Origin of the sequence: Mycolicibacter acidiphilus, assembly GCF_018455725.1 — a bacterium.
In the GTDB taxonomy this organism is placed as follows: domain Bacteria; phylum Actinomycetota; class Actinomycetes; order Mycobacteriales; family Mycobacteriaceae; genus Mycobacterium; species Mycobacterium acidiphilum.
The window spans coordinates 18,731-35,201 of record NZ_JAHCLR010000030.1; the positions used below are offsets into that span (position 1 = coordinate 18,731).

Below are 16,471 nucleotides of genomic sequence, written 5' to 3' on the forward strand. Positions count from 1 at the left end.
AAAACCGCAGGTCGTCACGGAATCCACCGACAATAATCTGCTGCAACATTGTTAAATATTTTGTTGCTTTGTACACTGCTCGTTATGACCCGGAGCACACCGACGCAGCGCCCCTACCGAACCGAAGCACATGCGATCAACGCCCGTGACGTCCAATTCGACTTCTCCGGCGTCCCCATGCACTACGTCCCGGGCGAGGTGCTCGTCACCCACGCGGTCAACGTCATGCACCTGGTGCTGCCGGAGGCCGAACGGGCGATGTCGACCGCCCTGGCGGAGGCACTCCCGCACATCGACGACGAGCGCCTCGCCGAGGAGGTCCGAGGATTCGTCGGCCAGGAGGCGATGCACGCCAGCAGTCACGAGCACGCCCGGGAGCACCTGCAGTCACTGGGGCTCGACGTCGACGGCTTCGTCGGCAAGATCGGCTGGCTGGTTGACCGGATGCTCGGTGACCACGGGCTGACCGGCCGCGCCAAGACGGCCTGGCTCAAGGAGAGGCTGGGGCTGTATGCCGGCCTGGAACACTTCACCGCGGTGATCGGCGACTGGCTGCTCAACGCCGACAGCCTGGTCGATCGCGGTATGCATCCGGCGATGCTGGATCTGGTGCGGTGGCACGGCGCCGAGGAGGTCGAGCACCGCGACGTGGTGTTCGACGCATTCATGTATGTCGACGGAAGCTACGCCCGACGGGTCCGCACCGGTCTGCTGGCCAGCGCGATCCTGCTGCTGGTGCTGATCATCTCGGCGACCCACCTGTACCGTGTCGATCCCGCACCGGACAAGGGTCGCTGCTGGCTGTGGCAACTGATCCGCGCAACCCGCAGCGGGCTGCTGCCGAACGTCACCCTGTTCGGCACTGAACTGCCCCGCTATCTCAGCCGGGGATTCCACCCGTCGCAGATGGGCTCAACCGATCAAGCCGTCCGCTATCTGGCCCAGTCACCGGCCGCACGTGCGGCGCAGTGCGCATGAGCGCCCCGACGGCCCCCGCCGGGGTCCATGTGCCGTTGAGCCTGCGCGCCTGCGGAGTGGCCATGGACGCGTGGCGGCGGTTCTTCGTCACCGGCCAGGCGGCACCGCTGCTGGCCCGGTCGAACCCGGTGCGCTATCACGGGTTCGAGTTCGCCGCGGTGGTGGATCGCAAGCAGCGCATCACCACCGACGTGGTCACGCTCACCCTGCGCGCCCCCGACGGCGGTCCGCTGCCGAGCTGGTCACCCGGGGCACACCTGGACGTGTTCCTTCCGTCGGGCCGGCAACGCCAGTACTCCCTGTGCGGCGACCCCGCCGACCGGACCGCCTACCGGATCGCGGTACGCCGCATTGCCACCGGCGGCGGTGGATCGATGGAGGTGCACGACGAGCTCGCCGAGGGCTCGGCGATCCGGATCCGCGGTCCGCGCAACGCATTCGATCTCGTCGACGCCACGTCCTACCTGTTCGTCGCCGGTGGCATCGGGATCACGCCGATCCTGCCCATGGCGAAGACGGTCGGCGACCGCGGACAGCTGGTGTACACCGGCCGCAGCCGGGCCTCGATGCCGCTGCTCGACGAGCTGCCCGCCGGCGCCGCGATCCACGCCGACGACGAATCCGGCCCGCCGGAGATCGCCGCGCTGATCGCCCGAGCCGAGCCGGGGGCGGCGGTCTACGTCTGCGGGCCGGCGCCGATGCTGGCCGCCGCGCACCTCGCGATGGACCGCCTCAACCCAACCGGTTCGCTGCACACCGAGCGCTTCACCCCACCACCGGTGATCGACGGCCGGGAGTTCGACCTGACACTGGCCCGCACCGGCATCACGATCCGGGTGGCATCGGATGAGACCGCGCTCGATGCCATCCGGCGCGAGGCGCCCGGCGTCTCCTACTCCTGCCGCCAGGGGTTCTGCCGATCATGCCGAGTGGATGTGCTCGACGGCGCGGTGCAACACCGCGACCGGGCACTGACCGAGGCCGAACGCCGCAATCAGATGTGCACCTGCGTCTCCCGGGCGGCCGGCGACCATCTGGTGATCGATCTCTGAGTTCACGACGGATAAAGGAGTGCGCACATCATGACGGCAGACCAGCAGGTGAAGGTGGTGGTGATCGGCGCGGGCTTCAGCGGGCTGTGCGCCGCCATTCAGCTCAAAGCTCGCGGCATCGAGGATTTCGTCGTGATCGAACGGGAACCCGACGTCGGCGGCACCTGGCAGATAAACAACTACCCGGGCGCACAGTGCGACGTGCCGTCGATCGTCTATTCGTTCTCGTTCGCGCCGAACCCGGCCTGGACCCGGTTGTTCCCGTTGCAGCAGGAGTTGCAGGACTACCTGCGCGACTGCGTGGACCGGTTCGGGGTAAGGCGGTTCATCCGGTTCGGTCGCGAGGTTCTCGACTGCCGCTGGGACGAGCAGGCGCAGCGCTGGTCGGTGCGCACCGACTCCGGTGTCATCACGGCCCAGTTCGTGATCGGCGCCTACGGGCCGCTGAGCGCGCCGTCGGTCCCGGATTTCCCCGGTCTCGGCGATTTCACCGGTGCGGTCTTCCACACCTCGCGGTGGGATCACACCCGTGACCTGACCGGCCGCCGGGTCGCCGTCATCGGCACCGGCGCATCAGCCGTGCAGGTGATACCGCACGTACAACGACAGGCCGGATCGCTGACGGTGTTCCAGCGGACGCCGTCGTGGGTGCTGCCGCATCCGGACCGGTCGGTCGGCCCGCTGCTGCGCGGCGCCTGGGAACAGGTGCCGGGGGCGCTGCAGGCATCGCGGCAGGCCATGAAAGCAATGTTCGAGGCGCTGGTGCCCGGGTTCGCCCGCGCGCCGCGGCTGCTCTTCGGGTTCCGCCGCGCCGGGCTGCGGCACCTGAAGCGGGCGGTCCCCGACCCGCAGCTGCGGGCCAAGCTCACGCCGGCCTACACCTTCGGTTGCAAACGGCCGACGTTCTCCAACACCTACTACCCGGCCCTGTCCGCACCCAACGTCGACGTGGTGACCGAGCCCATCGAGCGCGTGACCGCCGACGGGGTCATCACTGCCGGCGGCACACGGCACGAGGTCGACACGATCATCATGGGCACCGGTTTCAAGGTGGCCGACAACCCGTTCACCGCCCGCATCATCGGCCGCGACGGCCGGAGCCTGGCCGACCGGTGGGGCGACAGCGACATGCAGGCCTACCTCGGCATCTCGGTACACGGCCTGCCGAATCTGTTCCTGACGCTCGGCCCGAACTCCGCGCCGTACAACTCCCTGGTCATCACCATCGAGGCCCAGATCCGCTATATCGTCGACCTGATGGTGCAGGTGATCGAGTCCGGGCTCGGCAGTGTCGAGGTCCGCTCGGAGGTTCAGGACGCGTTCAACGACGCGCTGGACCGTCGGCTGGCCGCATCGGTGTGGGCGACCGGCGGCTGCGACAGCTACTACATCGGCAACACCGGACGGATCGTCGCATGGTGGCCGGGTTCCGCGGCCGGCTACTACCGCCGCACCCGGCACGCCGACCTGGCCGACTACCGGGTGCGCTGGCCGGACCCGCAGACCGCGCCCGAAACCGACTCCGTCGGCGAACCCGCCGCCGTCTGACAGGAGATATCCCGTGACCGACAACGGCCTGCCCGCAGCCAGGGCACTGGCGCTGGCCATCGAGCCCTTCGCCGGCCAGGTCTACTTCGCCCCGGAATGCCATCGCGGCTATGCAGCCCTTGGATTCAGTCCCAGCCCCGGCAACGCCGGTGCAGTGGAGATGCCGGACGGCCCGGCCTATTTCTGCAGTCGCGGATCGGTGCTGGGGCAGGTGCCCGGAGAGGTGATCGCCTCGGCCTTCGGGGTGTTCAACCCAGCGGTGGTGATACCCGCCGTCGCCTACGGGTGGACGTTGACCGATGCCGCGACGATCTGCGCAGCCCGCACCGACGGCGCGGTGCAGCAGCTGCAGCGGATCCTGGGCCCGGCGCCGGATGGTGTCGAGCGTGCGGTGGAGTTGCTGCGGCGGGCCACCGGCGATCTGTCCCTGGCCGGTAAATCGCTGTTCGCCGGCCTGACGGCTCAAGGGCTGCCCGGTGAGCCGCTCGCCGACGCCTGGCGCCTCGCCGATCGGCTGCGCGAATACCGCGGCGACGTTCATATCAACGCCTGGACCACAGCCGGTTTCGATCCGGTGGAGATCGGGCTGATCACCGAGTTGTACTGGGGGATTCCGTTGCGCAGCTATGTGCGCACCCGGGCGTGGAGTGACTGCGACCTCGATGCCGCGGAGGACCGGCTGGCCGCCCGGGGCCTGCTTCGCGACGGTGCCTTCACCGACGCCGGCCGGGCGGCTCGGGAGGCGGTCGAAGTCACCACCGATGCCGGGTGTGCACCGATCATCGCCGCACTCGGCGATGACCTCGGCGAACTGCTGAGCCTGGTCGGAGACTGGTCACGCCGAATCCAGTCGGGCGGCGGGTATCTGGCCGGCCCGCAGGACCTGGCCGCGCTCGTTCGCACCGGGCTCGGGTGAGCATGGCCGGCCTGTTCAGCCCGTTCACGCTGAAGGACGTGACACTGCGCAACCGGATCGGCATGTCACCGATGACGATGTACCGATCGGTTGACGGAGAAATGGGTGACTTCCATGTCATGTACCTGGGCGCTCGCGCCGCCGGTGGATTCGCGCTGGTCTTCGCCGAGCAGATCGCGATCGCCCCGGAGGGCCGCACCTCGGTGCACTGCGCCGGCCTGTACGACGACGCACAGATCCCCGGGCATGCCCGGGTGACCGCGATGATCAAGGAGATGGGGGCGATACCGGCCGTTCAACTCGGCCATACCGGACGCAACGGCAGCGAGGTCAAGCCGTGGACTGGCGGCGGGTTGGGCCGGCAATTGCCGCCCGATCATCCGGAGGGTTGGCAGGTGGTGGGGCCGTCGGATGTGCCGTACGGGTTCGGTAAGCGCACCCATCCGGTACATGCCCTGAGCGTCGACGAGATCCGGCAGGTGCATCGGCGATATGCCGAGGCGGCGCGGCGGGCGCATGAGGCGGGGTATCAGTGGTTGGAGATGCATTTCGCCCACGGGTATCTGGCTGCGCAGTTCTTCTCGCCGTTGGCCAACCACCGCACCGATCAGTACGGCGGGAGTCTGCGTAATCGGGCGCGGTTCCTGCTCGAGGCGCTTGACGCGGTTCGCGACGTGTGGCCGGAGCGGCTGCCGCTGACCGCGCGACTGGGCTGCGACGACTTCCACCCCGACGGGGTGACGTTCGACGAGTCGCTGGAGGTGCTGGGCTGGCTCAAAGAACACGGCCTCGACCTGGCCGACCTGTCGATGGGCGGCAACACCGATGACATCCGGGATCCGTTCTTCCTGCGTCCGTCTGCCTGGGTGGAGCGAGGCGCCCGCGTCCGGCGTGAAATAGGTCTTCCGGTGGCGGTGAGCTGGAACCTCGGTGTGCCCGAAGACGCCGACCGGGCGATCCGCGACGACCAGATCGATGTGGTGCTGCTCGGCCGCCCGGCGCTGTCCAACCCGCATTGGCCGGTCTGGGCCGCCCGGGAACTCGGCGTCGAAGGAGAATTCGACCTGCTCCCCGACGATTGGGGGTGGTGGCTGCGCGCTTCGCGCGTCATACAGCCGAATGTCGGCTGGCCACCGCCGATTGCCAGCAAACTTGATTAATAATATATTCGACCAGTGGAATTAATTTCTAGTGGTCATTCGATGCTGCGCAGGAAATCCACCAGAAGTTCGTTGACCTCCGCCGGCCGTTCCTGCTGCAGCCAGTGCCCGGCCCCCTCGATCCGCACCTCGCGGTAGTCGCCGGTGAACATCTTCTGAAGGTTATCGTGCGGCAGGTATCCCAGCACCGGGTCCGCGGTGCCGGCGACGAACATTCCCGGCACCGCGATCTGCTGCGGCGCACCGGCGGTGACCTCCCAGGTCCGGTCGAGGCTGCGGTACCAGTTGAGCGCACCGGTGAACCCGGTCCGAGTGAACTCGCGGACGTAGTGGTCGAATTCCTCGGCGGTGATCCACTCGGGCAACCCGCCGGGTTCCGGCAGGCGGCCGACGAATCCCTCCGGGCCCGCAGCGATCATCCGCTGCACCGTGGCCGGGTCGTCGGTCATCTGCAGGCCGAACATCCGCCGCATCGTCGTCGCCGGATCGGCGCCCAGATCTGCATCGGCAACCCCGACATGCTGGAAGTAGAGCATGTAGAAGAAGTTGTCCCCGAAGATGTTCCGGAACGCCTCCGTCGGCGCAACGGGGCCTCGCGGCTCCGGCGGAACACTCATCCCTACGACGCCGGACAGCCGATCGGGGTGCAGCTGCCCGGCGGTCCACACCGGCGCCGCGCCGAAGCCGTGCCCGATCAGCACGCCGCGCTCCGCACCGGCGTCGTCGAGCAGGCCGATCAGGTCCGCCGCCAGCGTGGGCATGGTGTAGTCGTCGCCGGGATGCGCCGGCGCACTCGACCGTCCGTTGCCACGCTGGTCGGGGGCGTAGACGTGATAGCCGGCCTCCGCCAGTGCCGGCAGTTGGTGCCGCCACGAGTAGCCCAGTTCCGGAAAACCGTGCGCCAGCACCACCGCCGGCGCACCGCGGTCACCGGCCTCGTACGTGTGCAGAACCACCCCATTGCTTGTGATGTCGCGTTCGGTAACCACGGCCACGTTCGCACCCCTGCCCGATCGAATTCTTCTTTGCCCACGAATCTATCCGACAATCCAGCTTCGGTCGATACCGAAATTATCCAGCAAATGTCATGGAGTTATTCATCCACGGTCTTGAAGGGCGTAGCGTAGCCGTATGTTGAACAGTAGGTTCACCGAGATGTTCGAACTCCGCTACCCGGTCATGTCCGCACCGATGGCCATGCACAGCGGCGCCTCGCTCGCCGCGGCCGTCTCCGCCGCGGGCGGGCTGGGTTCGTTCGGCGGGATGAATCCCGCCGGTCCGCAGTGGATCGAACACGAGGTCGCAGCGATCCGCACGCGGACCGATCGGCCGTTCGCCGTCGGCTTCATCACGCCGTTCCTGGAGTTGGGCGCACCCCTGTTCGACGCGACGATCAGCGCTGCGGTTCCCGCGGTGATGTTCTCCTTCGCCGATCCTCGACCCTGGATCGAGCGGGCACGGGCCACCGGGGCACGCATCATCTGTCAAGTGCAGACTCCCGCTGACGCCGACCTCGCCGTCGAGGCCGGCACCGACCTCCTCGTCGTACAGGGCACCGAGGCCGGCGGGCACACCGGCCATCTCGGCCTGCTGCCGTTCCTCACGGCAGTCGCAACTCGCCACCCGGGCGTGCCACTGCTGGCAGCCGGCGGCATCACCGATGGACGCACGCTCGCGGCGACACTGACCGCCGGCGCGGACGGCGCGGTACTCGGCACCGCATTCCTGGCGACACCCGAGGCCCGCCAGGTGCACGAGACACACAAGCGACTGATCGTCGAATCCGACGGTACCGACACCGTCCACACCCGGACCTTCGACATCCTCAGCGGCCTGCCGTGGCCCACAACGATCGGCGAACGGGTGCATCGCAATCGGACCACCGACAGGTGGGCGAACCACGACACCGAACTGCTGGATCAGGACAGCCGCACCGCAGCAGCGCACGCACCGGGCCCGACGGATCACGACCCGCAGACCGGTGAGTTCGCCTACGGCCAGGGGGCCGGGGCGATCGACGCGATCCGGCCTGCCGCCGAAGTGCTGGATCGGATCTGCGGTGCCGCAGAGCAGATCCTGCGTTCCCGCCCGTCGGCACTGTTGCGCTGACGACACCCTGACTGGCACCAGCCGTCCGTGCTCCACCGCCGCCATCAAGACCTGCTGCACCTACCGTCTCAGCCGAGCTTCTCCAGACTGCGTTCGCGCATCTCGCGTTTCAGAACCTTGCCGGCACCGGACAATGGGAGTTCATCGACGAACTCAATGCTGCGCGGCACCTTGTAGTTGGCCAACCGGGTGCGAGCGTGGGCGATCAGCTCGTCGGCACTGACCTGCACGCCGGGCGCAGTGATGACGACGGCGTGCACGGTCTCCCCCCATCGCTCATGGGGCAGTCCGATCACGGCGGCGGCCGCGACCGCCTCGTGCGTGCTCAACGCGCTCTCCACCTCGGCGGAGTACACGTTCTCCCCGCCGGTGATGATCATGTCCTTGAGTCGGTCGACGACGAACAGGAAGCCGTCGGCGTCGAAGTAGCCGGCGTCCCCGGTGCGGTACCACCCGTCGACGAGCGCCGCGGCGCTCTCGTCGGGCTTGTTCCAGTAACCGAGCATGATGTTGTCGCCGCGGCCGCAGATCTCCCCGGTCTGCCCGGCCGGCAACACTTTTCCGGCCTCGTCGATGATCTGCACCTCGGCGTGCGGCGCCGCCCGGCCGGCCGAACCGAGGTGCTCACCCGTGTGGTCCTGCGGCCACAGCAAGGTCAGCACCGGGGCTGCCTCGGTCATGCCGTAGGCCTGAGTCAGGTGAACCTCCGGCAGCAGCCGGATCACCCGGTCGAGCAGGCCGCGGGAGATCGACGAACCGCCGTACAGGATCCGGCGCAGCGAACTCAGGTCGTAGCCGCCGAAGTTCGGGTGATCCACCAGCATCTGAATCATGGTCGGCACCAGCAGAATATCGGTCACCCCGTGCGCCTGCACCGCCGACAGCACCGCGTCCGGCGTGAACGCGGGCACCATGACGTGGGTGCCGCCGAGCATCACCTGGCCGGCCCAGGCCGCCAGATCGGCGAGGTGGAACATCGGCGCGGCGTGCAGGAACACTGAACCTTCGCCCAGCAGCTGACCGGTGGCCACGGTGCCCAGCGCCGAGGTCACCATGTTGCGCTGGGACAGCATCACGCCCTTGGGGAATCCCGTTGTCCCACCGGTATAAAACAGCCCGGCGAGATCATCACCGCAGCGCCGCGCGTCGGGCATCGGGCGGTGGCCGGCGATCAGGTCCTCGTAGCCGATCATCCCGTCCGGGGTGGGTCCCTCGCCGCAGTACACCAGCCACTGCAGGTCGGCGCAGTTCTGCTGCAGCGTGTGGGCCAGCGGGCTGAACGCATCGTCGACGAGCAGGCAGCGGGTTGCGGAATCGTTGAGGGCGTAGGCGATCTCGACGGGACTCCAGCGGATGTTGATCGGGTTGACCGCTGCACCCGCCCACGGCACCGCCAGCAGGTACTCACCGTACCGGTCGCTGTTGAGCGACAGGATGCCGACCCGGTCACCGACCTCGATGCCGAGGTCTCGCAGTCCGCCGGCGAGCCGGGCGATCCGGTCGGCGTGTTCGGCGAACGTTCGCTTGCGGTCGTGGAAGACGGTGGCGGTCTTGTCAGGTGTCGCCTGAATTGCGCGGTGCAGACCCTGGGTCAAGTACATGGCTCCGGCCTTTCGCTGGAAGTGGGCAGGGATGGTTCAGAGCGACCGGGCTAGAGAGAACGGGCGATGAGTTCCTTCATCACCTCGTTGGCGCCGGCCAGCACCCGCAGCACTCGGTTGTCGGCGTACAGGTTCGCAATCGGGTACTCGGTGCAGTAGCCGTATCCGCCGAACAGTTGTTGGCAGCGGTCGACGACCTCCGAGGTCCGGTCGGTGATCCAGTATTTGGCCATCGACGCAGTGGTGGCGTCCAGTCCCCCGGCGCGGTGATCGGCGATGCACTGATCCAGGAAGCAGCGGTTGATCCGGTTGATCGTGGCGCATTCGGCGAGTTCGAACCGGGTGTTCTGCAGGGCGAACAGCGGCTTGCCGAATGCGGTGCGGGATTTGGTGTATTCGACGGCCGCAGTCAGGGCGGTCTCGCTCATCGCCTGGGCGATGATCGCGGTGATCAGCCGCTCCTGGGGCAGCTGCGCCATCAGCTGATAGAAGCCCTTGCCGGGCACACCGCCCAGCAGGTTCGCGGCGGGGATCCGCAGCTGGTCGAAGAACAGCTCAGCGGTGTCCTGGCCCTTCTGCCCCACCTTGTGCAGGATCCGGCCGCGCTGGAAGCCCGGGGTGTCGTCGTCGACCTCGGCCACCAGCAGCGAGAGACCCTGCGCGCCTTCGCCTTCGCCGGTGCGGGCGGCGATGATCAGCAGCTTGCACAGCCAGCCGTTGGTGATGAACGTCTTGGCGCCGGAGACCACGTAGTCATCGCCGTCTCGCACCGCGCGGGTGCTGATCGCCTGAAGGTCGGATCCGGTGCCCGGTTCGGTCATCGCGATCGCGCCGACCCACTCCCCGCTGCACAGTTTCGGCAGCCAGCGGTGCTTCTGCTCGTCGGAGGCGTAGGCCAGCAGGTAGTGGGCGACGATGCCCTCGCTGATCGCGAATCCCAGGCTGCCGGCACCCGCGGACACCTGCTCGTGCACCAGCACCGCCAGGTGCCCGAAGTCGCCACCGCCGCCGCCGAACTCCTCGGGGATCGACATCCCCGACAGGCCGAGTTCGCCGGCACGGCGGTAGAGCGCCGGGTCGGGGTGGCCCTGCTCGGCGTGCCGGGGTTCGTTCGGCAGAACCTCGCTGGTGAAGTAGTTGCGGGCCAGCTCGGCGACCGCCGACAGTTCGGAGTCCACCTCAATCGTTGTTGGCATAACGCCAATAGTGCATCGTCGTTGGCGTATCGTCAACAGGAGATTTTCGGCCGGCGACGACGGGAGGCTGCGATGCCGAAAGCGGAAGCACCACGGTTCCAGCGGTTGGACCCTGCGCAACGTCGGGAATCGATCCTGGCTGCGGCCACCCGGCTGTTCTCGGCGCTGCCCTATGAGGAGGTGTCCACCGCCGAGATCGCCCAGGCGGCAGGCGTCGTCCGGGGCCTGGTCAACCACTACTTCGGCACCAAACGCCAGCTGTATCTAGCAGTCGTAGAGGAAGCGGCCACCGTCCCCCCAACCGCCGTCGACGCACTTCCCACCGGCGACCTGGATACGCGGATCGGCGCCGCAGTGGACTGGTTCCTGACCGCACTGGCAGACAGCGGCGGCAGTTGGCTGGCGGCGAGCGGGTCACTCGGACTGGGCCGTGACACCGAATTGGAGCGGATTCTGTCCGCGGCAGAGGACGCCTCCGTGGACCGGGTCATCGAAGCCGTCGGACTTGCCGGCGACACCGACCCGGCGAAGCTACGAGCACTGATCCGCCCCTACGGCCAGTTGGCCCGCGCCGCGGGCCGCGAGTGGCTGCTGAAGAAAACGCTCACCCGGGGCGAGGTGCACCGACTGCTGACCGATACCCTCTCGACGATCGTGCGCAGTGTCTACCCGACGGTCTCGACCGCCCGGTGATGGTCGCAGCTAGCCGGTGGTCTCGGCCCGCTGCTTCACCCGCTCCAGCGTGAGCCGGATGTGCTCGGCGTTGACCGTCGGCCGGTCCTTGACGCCGGTGACCAGCCCGGCGATCCCGACGAACCAGCCGGGACGGCGGTCCCACATGCTCTCGGTGACCTGGCAGCCGCCGCCGGTCGGCGTGATCCGGTACTCCCAGCGGGCCACCGGAATCACCGCGGAGCGCACGTCGAACGCGAAGGCCTTCCCCGGGTCCGCGTCGGTGATGGTGCAGGTGGTGCTCCACCGCCGGCCGCCGTTGCGGTTGTGACCGACGAACACCGCGCCGGGGAGAGCGGAATCGCCTTTGCGCCAATCCATTCCGACGTTCTCCTCGGCGCAGTCCGCGAGCGCGGCCAGGTCGGTAATCAAGGTGTACACCGCCTCGGGGGCGGCGTTGATCTGCACGGTTCCGGTGGCGGTGGGAGTGGTGTCGGCCATGGCGCCGATGATAGTCGCCGCGGCCCGACCGGCCGAGTGCGCTCAGCTATCGCCGATCAGCGCAGCGATGATCTCAGCGACCGGCCCAGGGCGGATGTCCCGGAAACCCGTGCCGGCCCACAGGCTGGTGCCGTGCGGGTCGCCGTCGGCCACCGCGGCCGCCCGGATCGGCCCGGTCAAATGGTTGATCTCCGGGTACCCCACCGGCGCCAGATCCGCCAGGGTACGGGTGAATTCGTTCTCCAGGCTGCGCGCGTAACGACCGGAGAACGCGCACGTGACGATGGTGGCGCCGAATTCGGGGTTGGTCAGCGCGGCCCGGTGCACCGGGTTGGTGCCGGCCTCGTCGGCCAGCAGCAGCGCCGTCCCGACCTGCGCGGCAACCGCACCCCGGTCCAACACGCCGCGCACGGCCGCCGCGGTGCTCAGCCCGCCGGCCGCCACCAGCGGAACCTCGCCGTGGACGTGGCCGATCTCCGCGAGCAGCTGGTGCAGCGGCGTGCTGCCGGGCAGCACGTCCGGGGCGAACGTGCCCCGGTGCCCGCCGGCGTCCGGGCCCTGCACCACCAGGGCGTCGGCGCCGTGCGCCAGGGCGATCCCCGCCTCATAGGTGGACGTCACCGTGACCACGGTGAGGATGCGCAGGTCGCGCAGTCGCTCCAGGTCTTCCGGCTGCGGCGTGCCGAACGTGAACGACACCACCGTCGGCCGCAGGTCGGCCACCACGTCCAGCTTCTCCGGCCAGCAGTCGTCGTCACCGAACCGCGGCTGACCCAGGTCCACCCCGTAGTGATCCGCCAGCGGCGCCAGCAGTTCTGCGTACTCGTCGAGCAGCACCAGGTCGGCGTCGCTGGGCTGCGGGACGAACAGGTTGACGCCGATCGGCCCGGCGGTCTGCGCCCGAGCACTGGTGATGTCATCGGCCAACTGGTCCGGGGTCCGGTAACCGCCGGCGAGGAAACCGAGGCCACCGGCATCGGACACCGCCGCCGCCAGCGCCGGGGTGCTGGGCCCGCCGGCCATCGGGGCCCCCACCACGGGGACTGCGAGTTCGGAGAAGCTGAATGCCATCGCTCTAGCCTGCCATCAACCAGCCAGTGTCCGCAGTCGGTGCGGTAGCGATCCCTTCGACGTCGGCCCGAGCACCGCAACGCCGTACGGCCGCCGCAGCAGTTGACGGGCCACCGCGTTGACCTCCTCCACGGTGACCGCACTGAGTTCCCGCAGGGTGCGGGTGATCGTGCGGTGCCGGCCGTAGTTCAACTCGGTGCGGCCCAGCCGGTTCATCCGGGAGCCGGAGTCCTCCAGCCCCAACACCAGCCCGCCGCGCAGCGACCCCTTGGCGATCCGGCACTCGTCGGCGGTGATCCCGTCGCGGGCCACCGTTTCGAGCACCTCGGCCGTCACCTTCACGACTTCGGCGAACCGCTCCGGCAGGCACGCGGTGTACACCGACAGCGCGCCGGCGTCGGCGAACGTATCCACCGACGAATAGATCGAGTACGCCAGACCGCGGGTCTCCCGAACCTGTTGGAACAGCCGCGAACTCAGGCCGCCACCGAGTGCGGTGTTCAGCACCGCGAGGGCCTGGCGGTGCGGCCAGTACCGGCCCGGTGCGCGCACGCCCAGGGACATGTGGGTCTGCTCGGCGTCCCGGTTGATCACGGTCAGGCTCGGCACGCCCGGCACCCGGGCGGTGCCCCGGCGCGGTTCGACCGGCTTCTGCCCGCGAATCAGCCTGGGGCCGAAGCGTTCCCGGACCAGTCGGACGACGGTGTCGTGGTCGACGTTGCCCGCGACGGCCACCACCATCCGCTCCGGGGTGTAACGCCGCAGGTGAAACGAGCGCAGTTGCGCCCGGGTCATCGCCGACACAGATTCCACGCTGCCGATCACCGGCCGCCCGATCGGGTGGTCGCCGAACAGCGTCGTCAGGAACACATCCCCCAGCGCGTCCTCGGGGTCGTCGTCGCGCATCGCGATCTCCTCGAGCACGACGTCACGTTCGAGTTCGACGTCGTCGGCCGCACAGGAGCCGTTGAGCACCACGTCGCTGACCAGGTCGACGGCCAACTCCAGGTCGGTGTCGAGGACATGGGCGTAGTAGCAGGTGTGCTCTTTGCCGGTGAAGGCGTTGAGCTCACCGCCGACGGCGTCCATCGCCTGCGCTATCCCCGTCGCGGTGCGGGTCGGCGTCGCCTTGAACAGCAGGTGTTCCAGGAAATGCGCCGCGCCGGCGACGGTCGCGCCCTCATCACGCGATCCGACACCGACCCAGACGCCGACCGACGCCGACCGCACCGACGGCAGGTACTCGGTGACCACCCGCAGCCCGCCGGGCAGGGTGGTGCGCCGTAGCGCCGCGCGATCAGCTGTCGGCGGGGGCGGCATCGGCTGGCGCAGCGGCTTCCGCAGCGTCGTCGGCGACCGGGATCAGCGAGATCTTGCCCCGGTTGTCGATGTCGGCGATCTCCACCCGCAGCTTGTCGCCCACCTTGACCACGTCTTCGACCTTGGCGACCCGCTTGCCCTTGCCGAGCTTGGAGATGTGCACCAGGCCGTCGCGGCCGGGCAGCAGCGAGACGAAGGCGCCGAAGTCGGTGGTCTTGACCACGGTGCCCAGGAACCGCTCGCCGACCTTCGGCAGCTGCGGGTTGGCGATCGCGTTGATCTTGTCGATCGCGGCCTGCGCGGACGGGCCGTCGGCGGCACCGACGAACACGGTGCCGTCGTCCTCGATCGAGATCTGCGCGCCGGTCTCCTCGGTGATCGAGTTGATCATCTTGCCCTTGGGCCCGATCACCTCGCCGATCTTGTCGACCGGCACCTTGATCGTGGTGACTCGCGGTGCGTACGGGCTCATCTCGTCGGGGGCGTCGATGGCCTCGGCCATCACCTCGAGGATGGTGAGCCGGGCGTCCTTGGCTTGGGACAGCGCACCCGCCAGGACCTGCGACGGGATGCCATCGAGCTTGGTGTCCAGCTGCAGCGCGGTGACGAAGTCCTTGGTGCCGGCGACCTTGAAGTCCATGTCGCCGAACGCGTCCTCCGCGCCGAGGATGTCGGTGAGCGCGACGAAGCGACGCTCGGTCTTACCGTCGACCTCGACGTCGTCGGAGACCAGGCCCATCGCGATACCGGCGACCGGAGCCTTCAGCGGCACACCGGCGTTGAGCAGCGCCAGGGTGGAGGCACAGACCGAGCCCATCGAGGTGGAGCCGTTGGAGCTCAGCGCCTCCGACACCTGACGGATCGCGTAGGGGAACTCCTCGACGCTGGGCAGCACCGGCATCAGCGCCCGCTCGGCGAGCGCGCCGTGGCCGATCTCGCGACGCTTGGGCGAGCCGACCCGGCCGGTCTCACCGGTGGAGAACGGCGGGAAGTTGTAGTGGTGCATGTAGCGCTTGGACTTCTCCGGCCCCAGGGAGTCGATCTGCTGGGCCATCTTGACCATGTCCAGCGTGGTGACACCCAGGATCTGGGTCTCGCCGCGCTCGAACAGCGCGCTGCCGTGCGCCCGGGGCACCACGGCGACCTCGGCGCCCAGCGCCCGGATGTCGGTGATGCCGCGGCCATCGATGCGGAAGTGGTCGGTCAGGATGCGCTGGCGGACCAGCTTCTTGGTCAGCGAGCGGTACGCGGCGCTGATCTCCTTCTCCCGACCCTCGTAGGTCTCGGCGAGCCGCTCGAGGACCTCACCCTTGATCTCGTCGGTGCGGTCGTCGCGCTCGGCCTTGCCGGCGATGGTCAGCGCCTTGGCCAGCTCGTCGGTGGCCACCGAGGCCACCGAGTAGTAGACGTCGTCCCCGTAGGCGGGGAACAGCGGGTAGTCGCTGGTCGGGCGCGCCGCGACGTCGGACAGCTCCTGCTGGGCCTTGCACAGCGCGGCGATGAACGGCTTGGCCGCCTCCAGGCCCTCGGCGACCACAGTCTCGGTCGGCGCCTGGGCACCGCCCTCGATCAGCGAGAGGACGTTGTCGGTGGCCTCGGCCTCGACCATCATGATCGCGACGTCGCCATCCTCGAGCACCCGACCGGCGAGCACCATGTCGAACACCGCGCCCTCAAGCTGCTCGACGGTGGGGAACGCCACCCAGGTGCCGTCGATCAGCGCGACCCGCGCCGCACCGACCGGGCCGGAGAACGGCAGACCGGCCAGCTGGGTGGACGCCGACGCGGCGTTGATCGCCACTACGTCGTAGAGGTCGTTGGGGTTCAGGCTCATCACGGTGACCACGACCTGAACCTCGTTACGCAGGCCGTCGACGAACGACGGGCGCAGCGGCCGGTCGGTGAGCCGGCAGGTCAGGATGGCGTCGGTGGAGGGGCGGCCCTCGCGGCGGAAGAACGAGCCGGGGATGCGCCCGGCGGCGTACATCCGCTCCTCGACGTCGACGGTGAGCGGGAAGAAGTCGAAGTGCTCCTTGGGAGCCTTGCTGGCGGTGGTCGCCGACAGCAGCATGGTCTCGTCGTCGAGGTAGGCGACGACGGAGCCGGCGGCCTGGCGGGCCAGTCGGCCGGTCTCGAAGCGGATGGTGCGGGTGCCGAAGGCGCCGTTGTCGATGACGGCGGTCGACTCGAAGACGCCTTCTTCAATCTCGGTTGCAGGCATGGAAGCTCGTACGGCCTCTCTGGTTGATTCAGCTGTTTCGTCACGTCACGCGTGACCCGAGAGAACCTGGATGCGATTGCGGCCGTCGATCGAAGCGGCCGGATCCGAACGGACTGTCAGACCCGG

At 68.6% G+C, this 16,471-nt stretch carries 14 protein-coding genes; 7 read left to right on the top strand and 7 right to left on the bottom strand.

Annotated elements, in window-relative coordinates:
• Positions 1–84 precede the first annotated feature (84 nt).
• Genes KIH27_RS14495 through KIH27_RS14515 form a run of 5 tightly spaced genes read left to right on the top strand, consistent with a single transcriptional unit; the run spans position 85 to position 5,654 of the window.
• Entirely contained in the window at positions 85–978 is an 894-nt protein-coding gene (locus KIH27_RS14495) for a metal-dependent hydrolase (protein ID WP_214093663.1), read from the top strand.
• Positions 975–2,030 (top strand): PDR/VanB family oxidoreductase, encoded by a 1,056-nt coding sequence (locus KIH27_RS14500; RefSeq protein ID WP_214093664.1) that lies wholly within the window; start codon positions 975–977, stop codon positions 2,028–2,030. The genes KIH27_RS14495 and KIH27_RS14500 overlap by 4 nt, the downstream gene beginning before the upstream one ends.
• A gap of 30 nt (positions 2,031–2,060) precedes the next feature.
• Positions 2,061–3,578 carry a flavin-containing monooxygenase gene (locus KIH27_RS14505; RefSeq protein ID WP_214093665.1) on the top strand — a complete coding sequence of 506 codons (1,518 nt, stop codon included), beginning with the start codon at positions 2,061–2,063 and terminating at the stop codon, positions 3,576–3,578.
• Between the two features lie 13 nt (positions 3,579–3,591).
• Positions 3,592–4,494: an SCO6745 family protein gene (locus KIH27_RS14510; RefSeq protein WP_307856889.1), complete on the top strand. Its 903-nt coding sequence runs from the start codon at positions 3,592–3,594 to the stop codon at positions 4,492–4,494.
• A 2-nt stretch (positions 4,495–4,496) separates the two neighbouring features.
• The gene (locus tag KIH27_RS14515; protein WP_214093704.1) at positions 4,497–5,654 is read left to right on the top strand and encodes an oxidoreductase; all 1,158 of its coding nucleotides are present in this window, start codon (positions 4,497–4,499) and stop codon (positions 5,652–5,654) included.
• A 35-nt stretch (positions 5,655–5,689) separates the two neighbouring features.
• On the opposite strand, the gene KIH27_RS14520 is transcribed toward KIH27_RS14515, so the two are convergent.
• Positions 5,690–6,649 carry an alpha/beta fold hydrolase gene (locus KIH27_RS14520; RefSeq protein WP_214093666.1) on the bottom strand — a complete coding sequence of 320 codons (960 nt, stop codon included), beginning with the start codon at positions 6,647–6,649 and terminating at the stop codon, positions 5,690–5,692.
• Between the two features lie 136 nt (positions 6,650–6,785).
• Here KIH27_RS14520 and KIH27_RS14525 point away from each other — a divergent pair, with 136 nt between their 5' ends.
• Complete coding sequence (locus KIH27_RS14525) at positions 6,786–7,763, top strand: NAD(P)H-dependent flavin oxidoreductase (protein ID WP_214093667.1); 978 nt, start codon at positions 6,786–6,788, stop codon at positions 7,761–7,763.
• Positions 7,764–7,831: 68 nt separating this feature from the next.
• On the opposite strand, the gene KIH27_RS14530 is transcribed toward KIH27_RS14525, so the two are convergent.
• Both KIH27_RS14530 and KIH27_RS14535 read right to left on the bottom strand, forming a co-directional pair.
• Entirely contained in the window at positions 7,832–9,364 is a 1,533-nt protein-coding gene (locus KIH27_RS14530) for an acyl-CoA synthetase (RefSeq protein WP_214093668.1), read from the bottom strand.
• Positions 9,365–9,414: 50 nt separating this feature from the next.
• Positions 9,415–10,560, bottom strand: coding sequence for an acyl-CoA dehydrogenase family protein (locus KIH27_RS14535; protein ID WP_214093669.1), 1,146 nt, complete (start codon positions 10,558–10,560; stop codon positions 9,415–9,417).
• A 72-nt stretch (positions 10,561–10,632) separates the two neighbouring features.
• Between KIH27_RS14535 and KIH27_RS14540 the strand changes: the two genes are divergently transcribed.
• Positions 10,633–11,253, top strand: a complete 621-nt coding sequence (locus KIH27_RS14540) for a TetR/AcrR family transcriptional regulator (RefSeq protein ID WP_214093670.1) — start codon at positions 10,633–10,635, stop codon at positions 11,251–11,253.
• Between the two features lie 9 nt (positions 11,254–11,262).
• On the opposite strand, the gene KIH27_RS14545 is transcribed toward KIH27_RS14540, so the two are convergent.
• Genes KIH27_RS14545 through KIH27_RS14560 form a run of 4 tightly spaced genes read right to left on the bottom strand, consistent with a single transcriptional unit; the run spans position 11,263 to position 16,345 of the window.
• The gene (locus KIH27_RS14545) at positions 11,263–11,733 is read right to left on the bottom strand and encodes an SRPBCC family protein (protein ID WP_214093671.1); all 471 of its coding nucleotides are present in this window, start codon (positions 11,731–11,733) and stop codon (positions 11,263–11,265) included.
• 42 nt (positions 11,734–11,775) lie between these two features.
• Positions 11,776–12,804: a nitronate monooxygenase gene (locus tag KIH27_RS14550; protein ID WP_214093672.1), complete on the bottom strand. Its 1,029-nt coding sequence runs from the start codon at positions 12,802–12,804 to the stop codon at positions 11,776–11,778.
• 15 nt (positions 12,805–12,819) lie between these two features.
• Complete coding sequence (locus KIH27_RS14555; RefSeq protein ID WP_214093673.1) at positions 12,820–14,124, bottom strand: M16 family metallopeptidase; 1,305 nt, start codon at positions 14,122–14,124, stop codon at positions 12,820–12,822.
• Positions 14,102–16,345 carry a polyribonucleotide nucleotidyltransferase gene (locus KIH27_RS14560; protein ID WP_214093674.1) on the bottom strand — a complete coding sequence of 748 codons (2,244 nt, stop codon included), beginning with the start codon at positions 16,343–16,345 and terminating at the stop codon, positions 14,102–14,104. Before KIH27_RS14560 ends, KIH27_RS14555 begins: the two co-directional genes overlap by 23 nt.
• Positions 16,346–16,471 lie beyond the last annotated feature (126 nt).

Excerpts from the sequence above, each read along its gene's own strand:
- KIH27_RS14525 (WP_214093667.1), top strand. The coding sequence starts at position 6,786 with ATGTTGAACAGTAGGTTCACCGAGATGTTCGAACTCCGCTACCCGGTC.
- KIH27_RS14560 (WP_214093674.1), bottom strand. The coding sequence starts at position 16,345 with ATGCCTGCAACCGAGATTGAAGAAGGCGTCTTCGAGTCGACCGCCGTC.
- KIH27_RS14550 (WP_214093672.1), bottom strand. The coding sequence starts at position 12,804 with ATGGCATTCAGCTTCTCCGAACTCGCAGTCCCCGTGGTGGGGGCCCCG.
- KIH27_RS14540 (WP_214093670.1), top strand. The coding sequence starts at position 10,633 with ATGCCGAAAGCGGAAGCACCACGGTTCCAGCGGTTGGACCCTGCGCAA.
- KIH27_RS14535 (WP_214093669.1), bottom strand. The coding sequence starts at position 10,560 with ATGCCAACAACGATTGAGGTGGACTCCGAACTGTCGGCGGTCGCCGAG.
- KIH27_RS14545 (WP_214093671.1), bottom strand. The coding sequence starts at position 11,733 with ATGGCCGACACCACTCCCACCGCCACCGGAACCGTGCAGATCAACGCC.
- KIH27_RS14505 (WP_214093665.1), top strand. The coding sequence starts at position 2,061 with ATGACGGCAGACCAGCAGGTGAAGGTGGTGGTGATCGGCGCGGGCTTC.
- KIH27_RS14515 (WP_214093704.1), top strand. The coding sequence starts at position 4,497 with ATGGCCGGCCTGTTCAGCCCGTTCACGCTGAAGGACGTGACACTGCGC.
- KIH27_RS14555 (WP_214093673.1), bottom strand. The coding sequence starts at position 14,124 with ATGCCGCCCCCGCCGACAGCTGATCGCGCGGCGCTACGGCGCACCACC.
- KIH27_RS14500 (WP_214093664.1), top strand. The coding sequence starts at position 975 with ATGAGCGCCCCGACGGCCCCCGCCGGGGTCCATGTGCCGTTGAGCCTG.
- KIH27_RS14495 (WP_214093663.1), top strand. The coding sequence starts at position 85 with ATGACCCGGAGCACACCGACGCAGCGCCCCTACCGAACCGAAGCACAT.
- KIH27_RS14530 (WP_214093668.1), bottom strand. The coding sequence starts at position 9,364 with ATGTACTTGACCCAGGGTCTGCACCGCGCAATTCAGGCGACACCTGAC.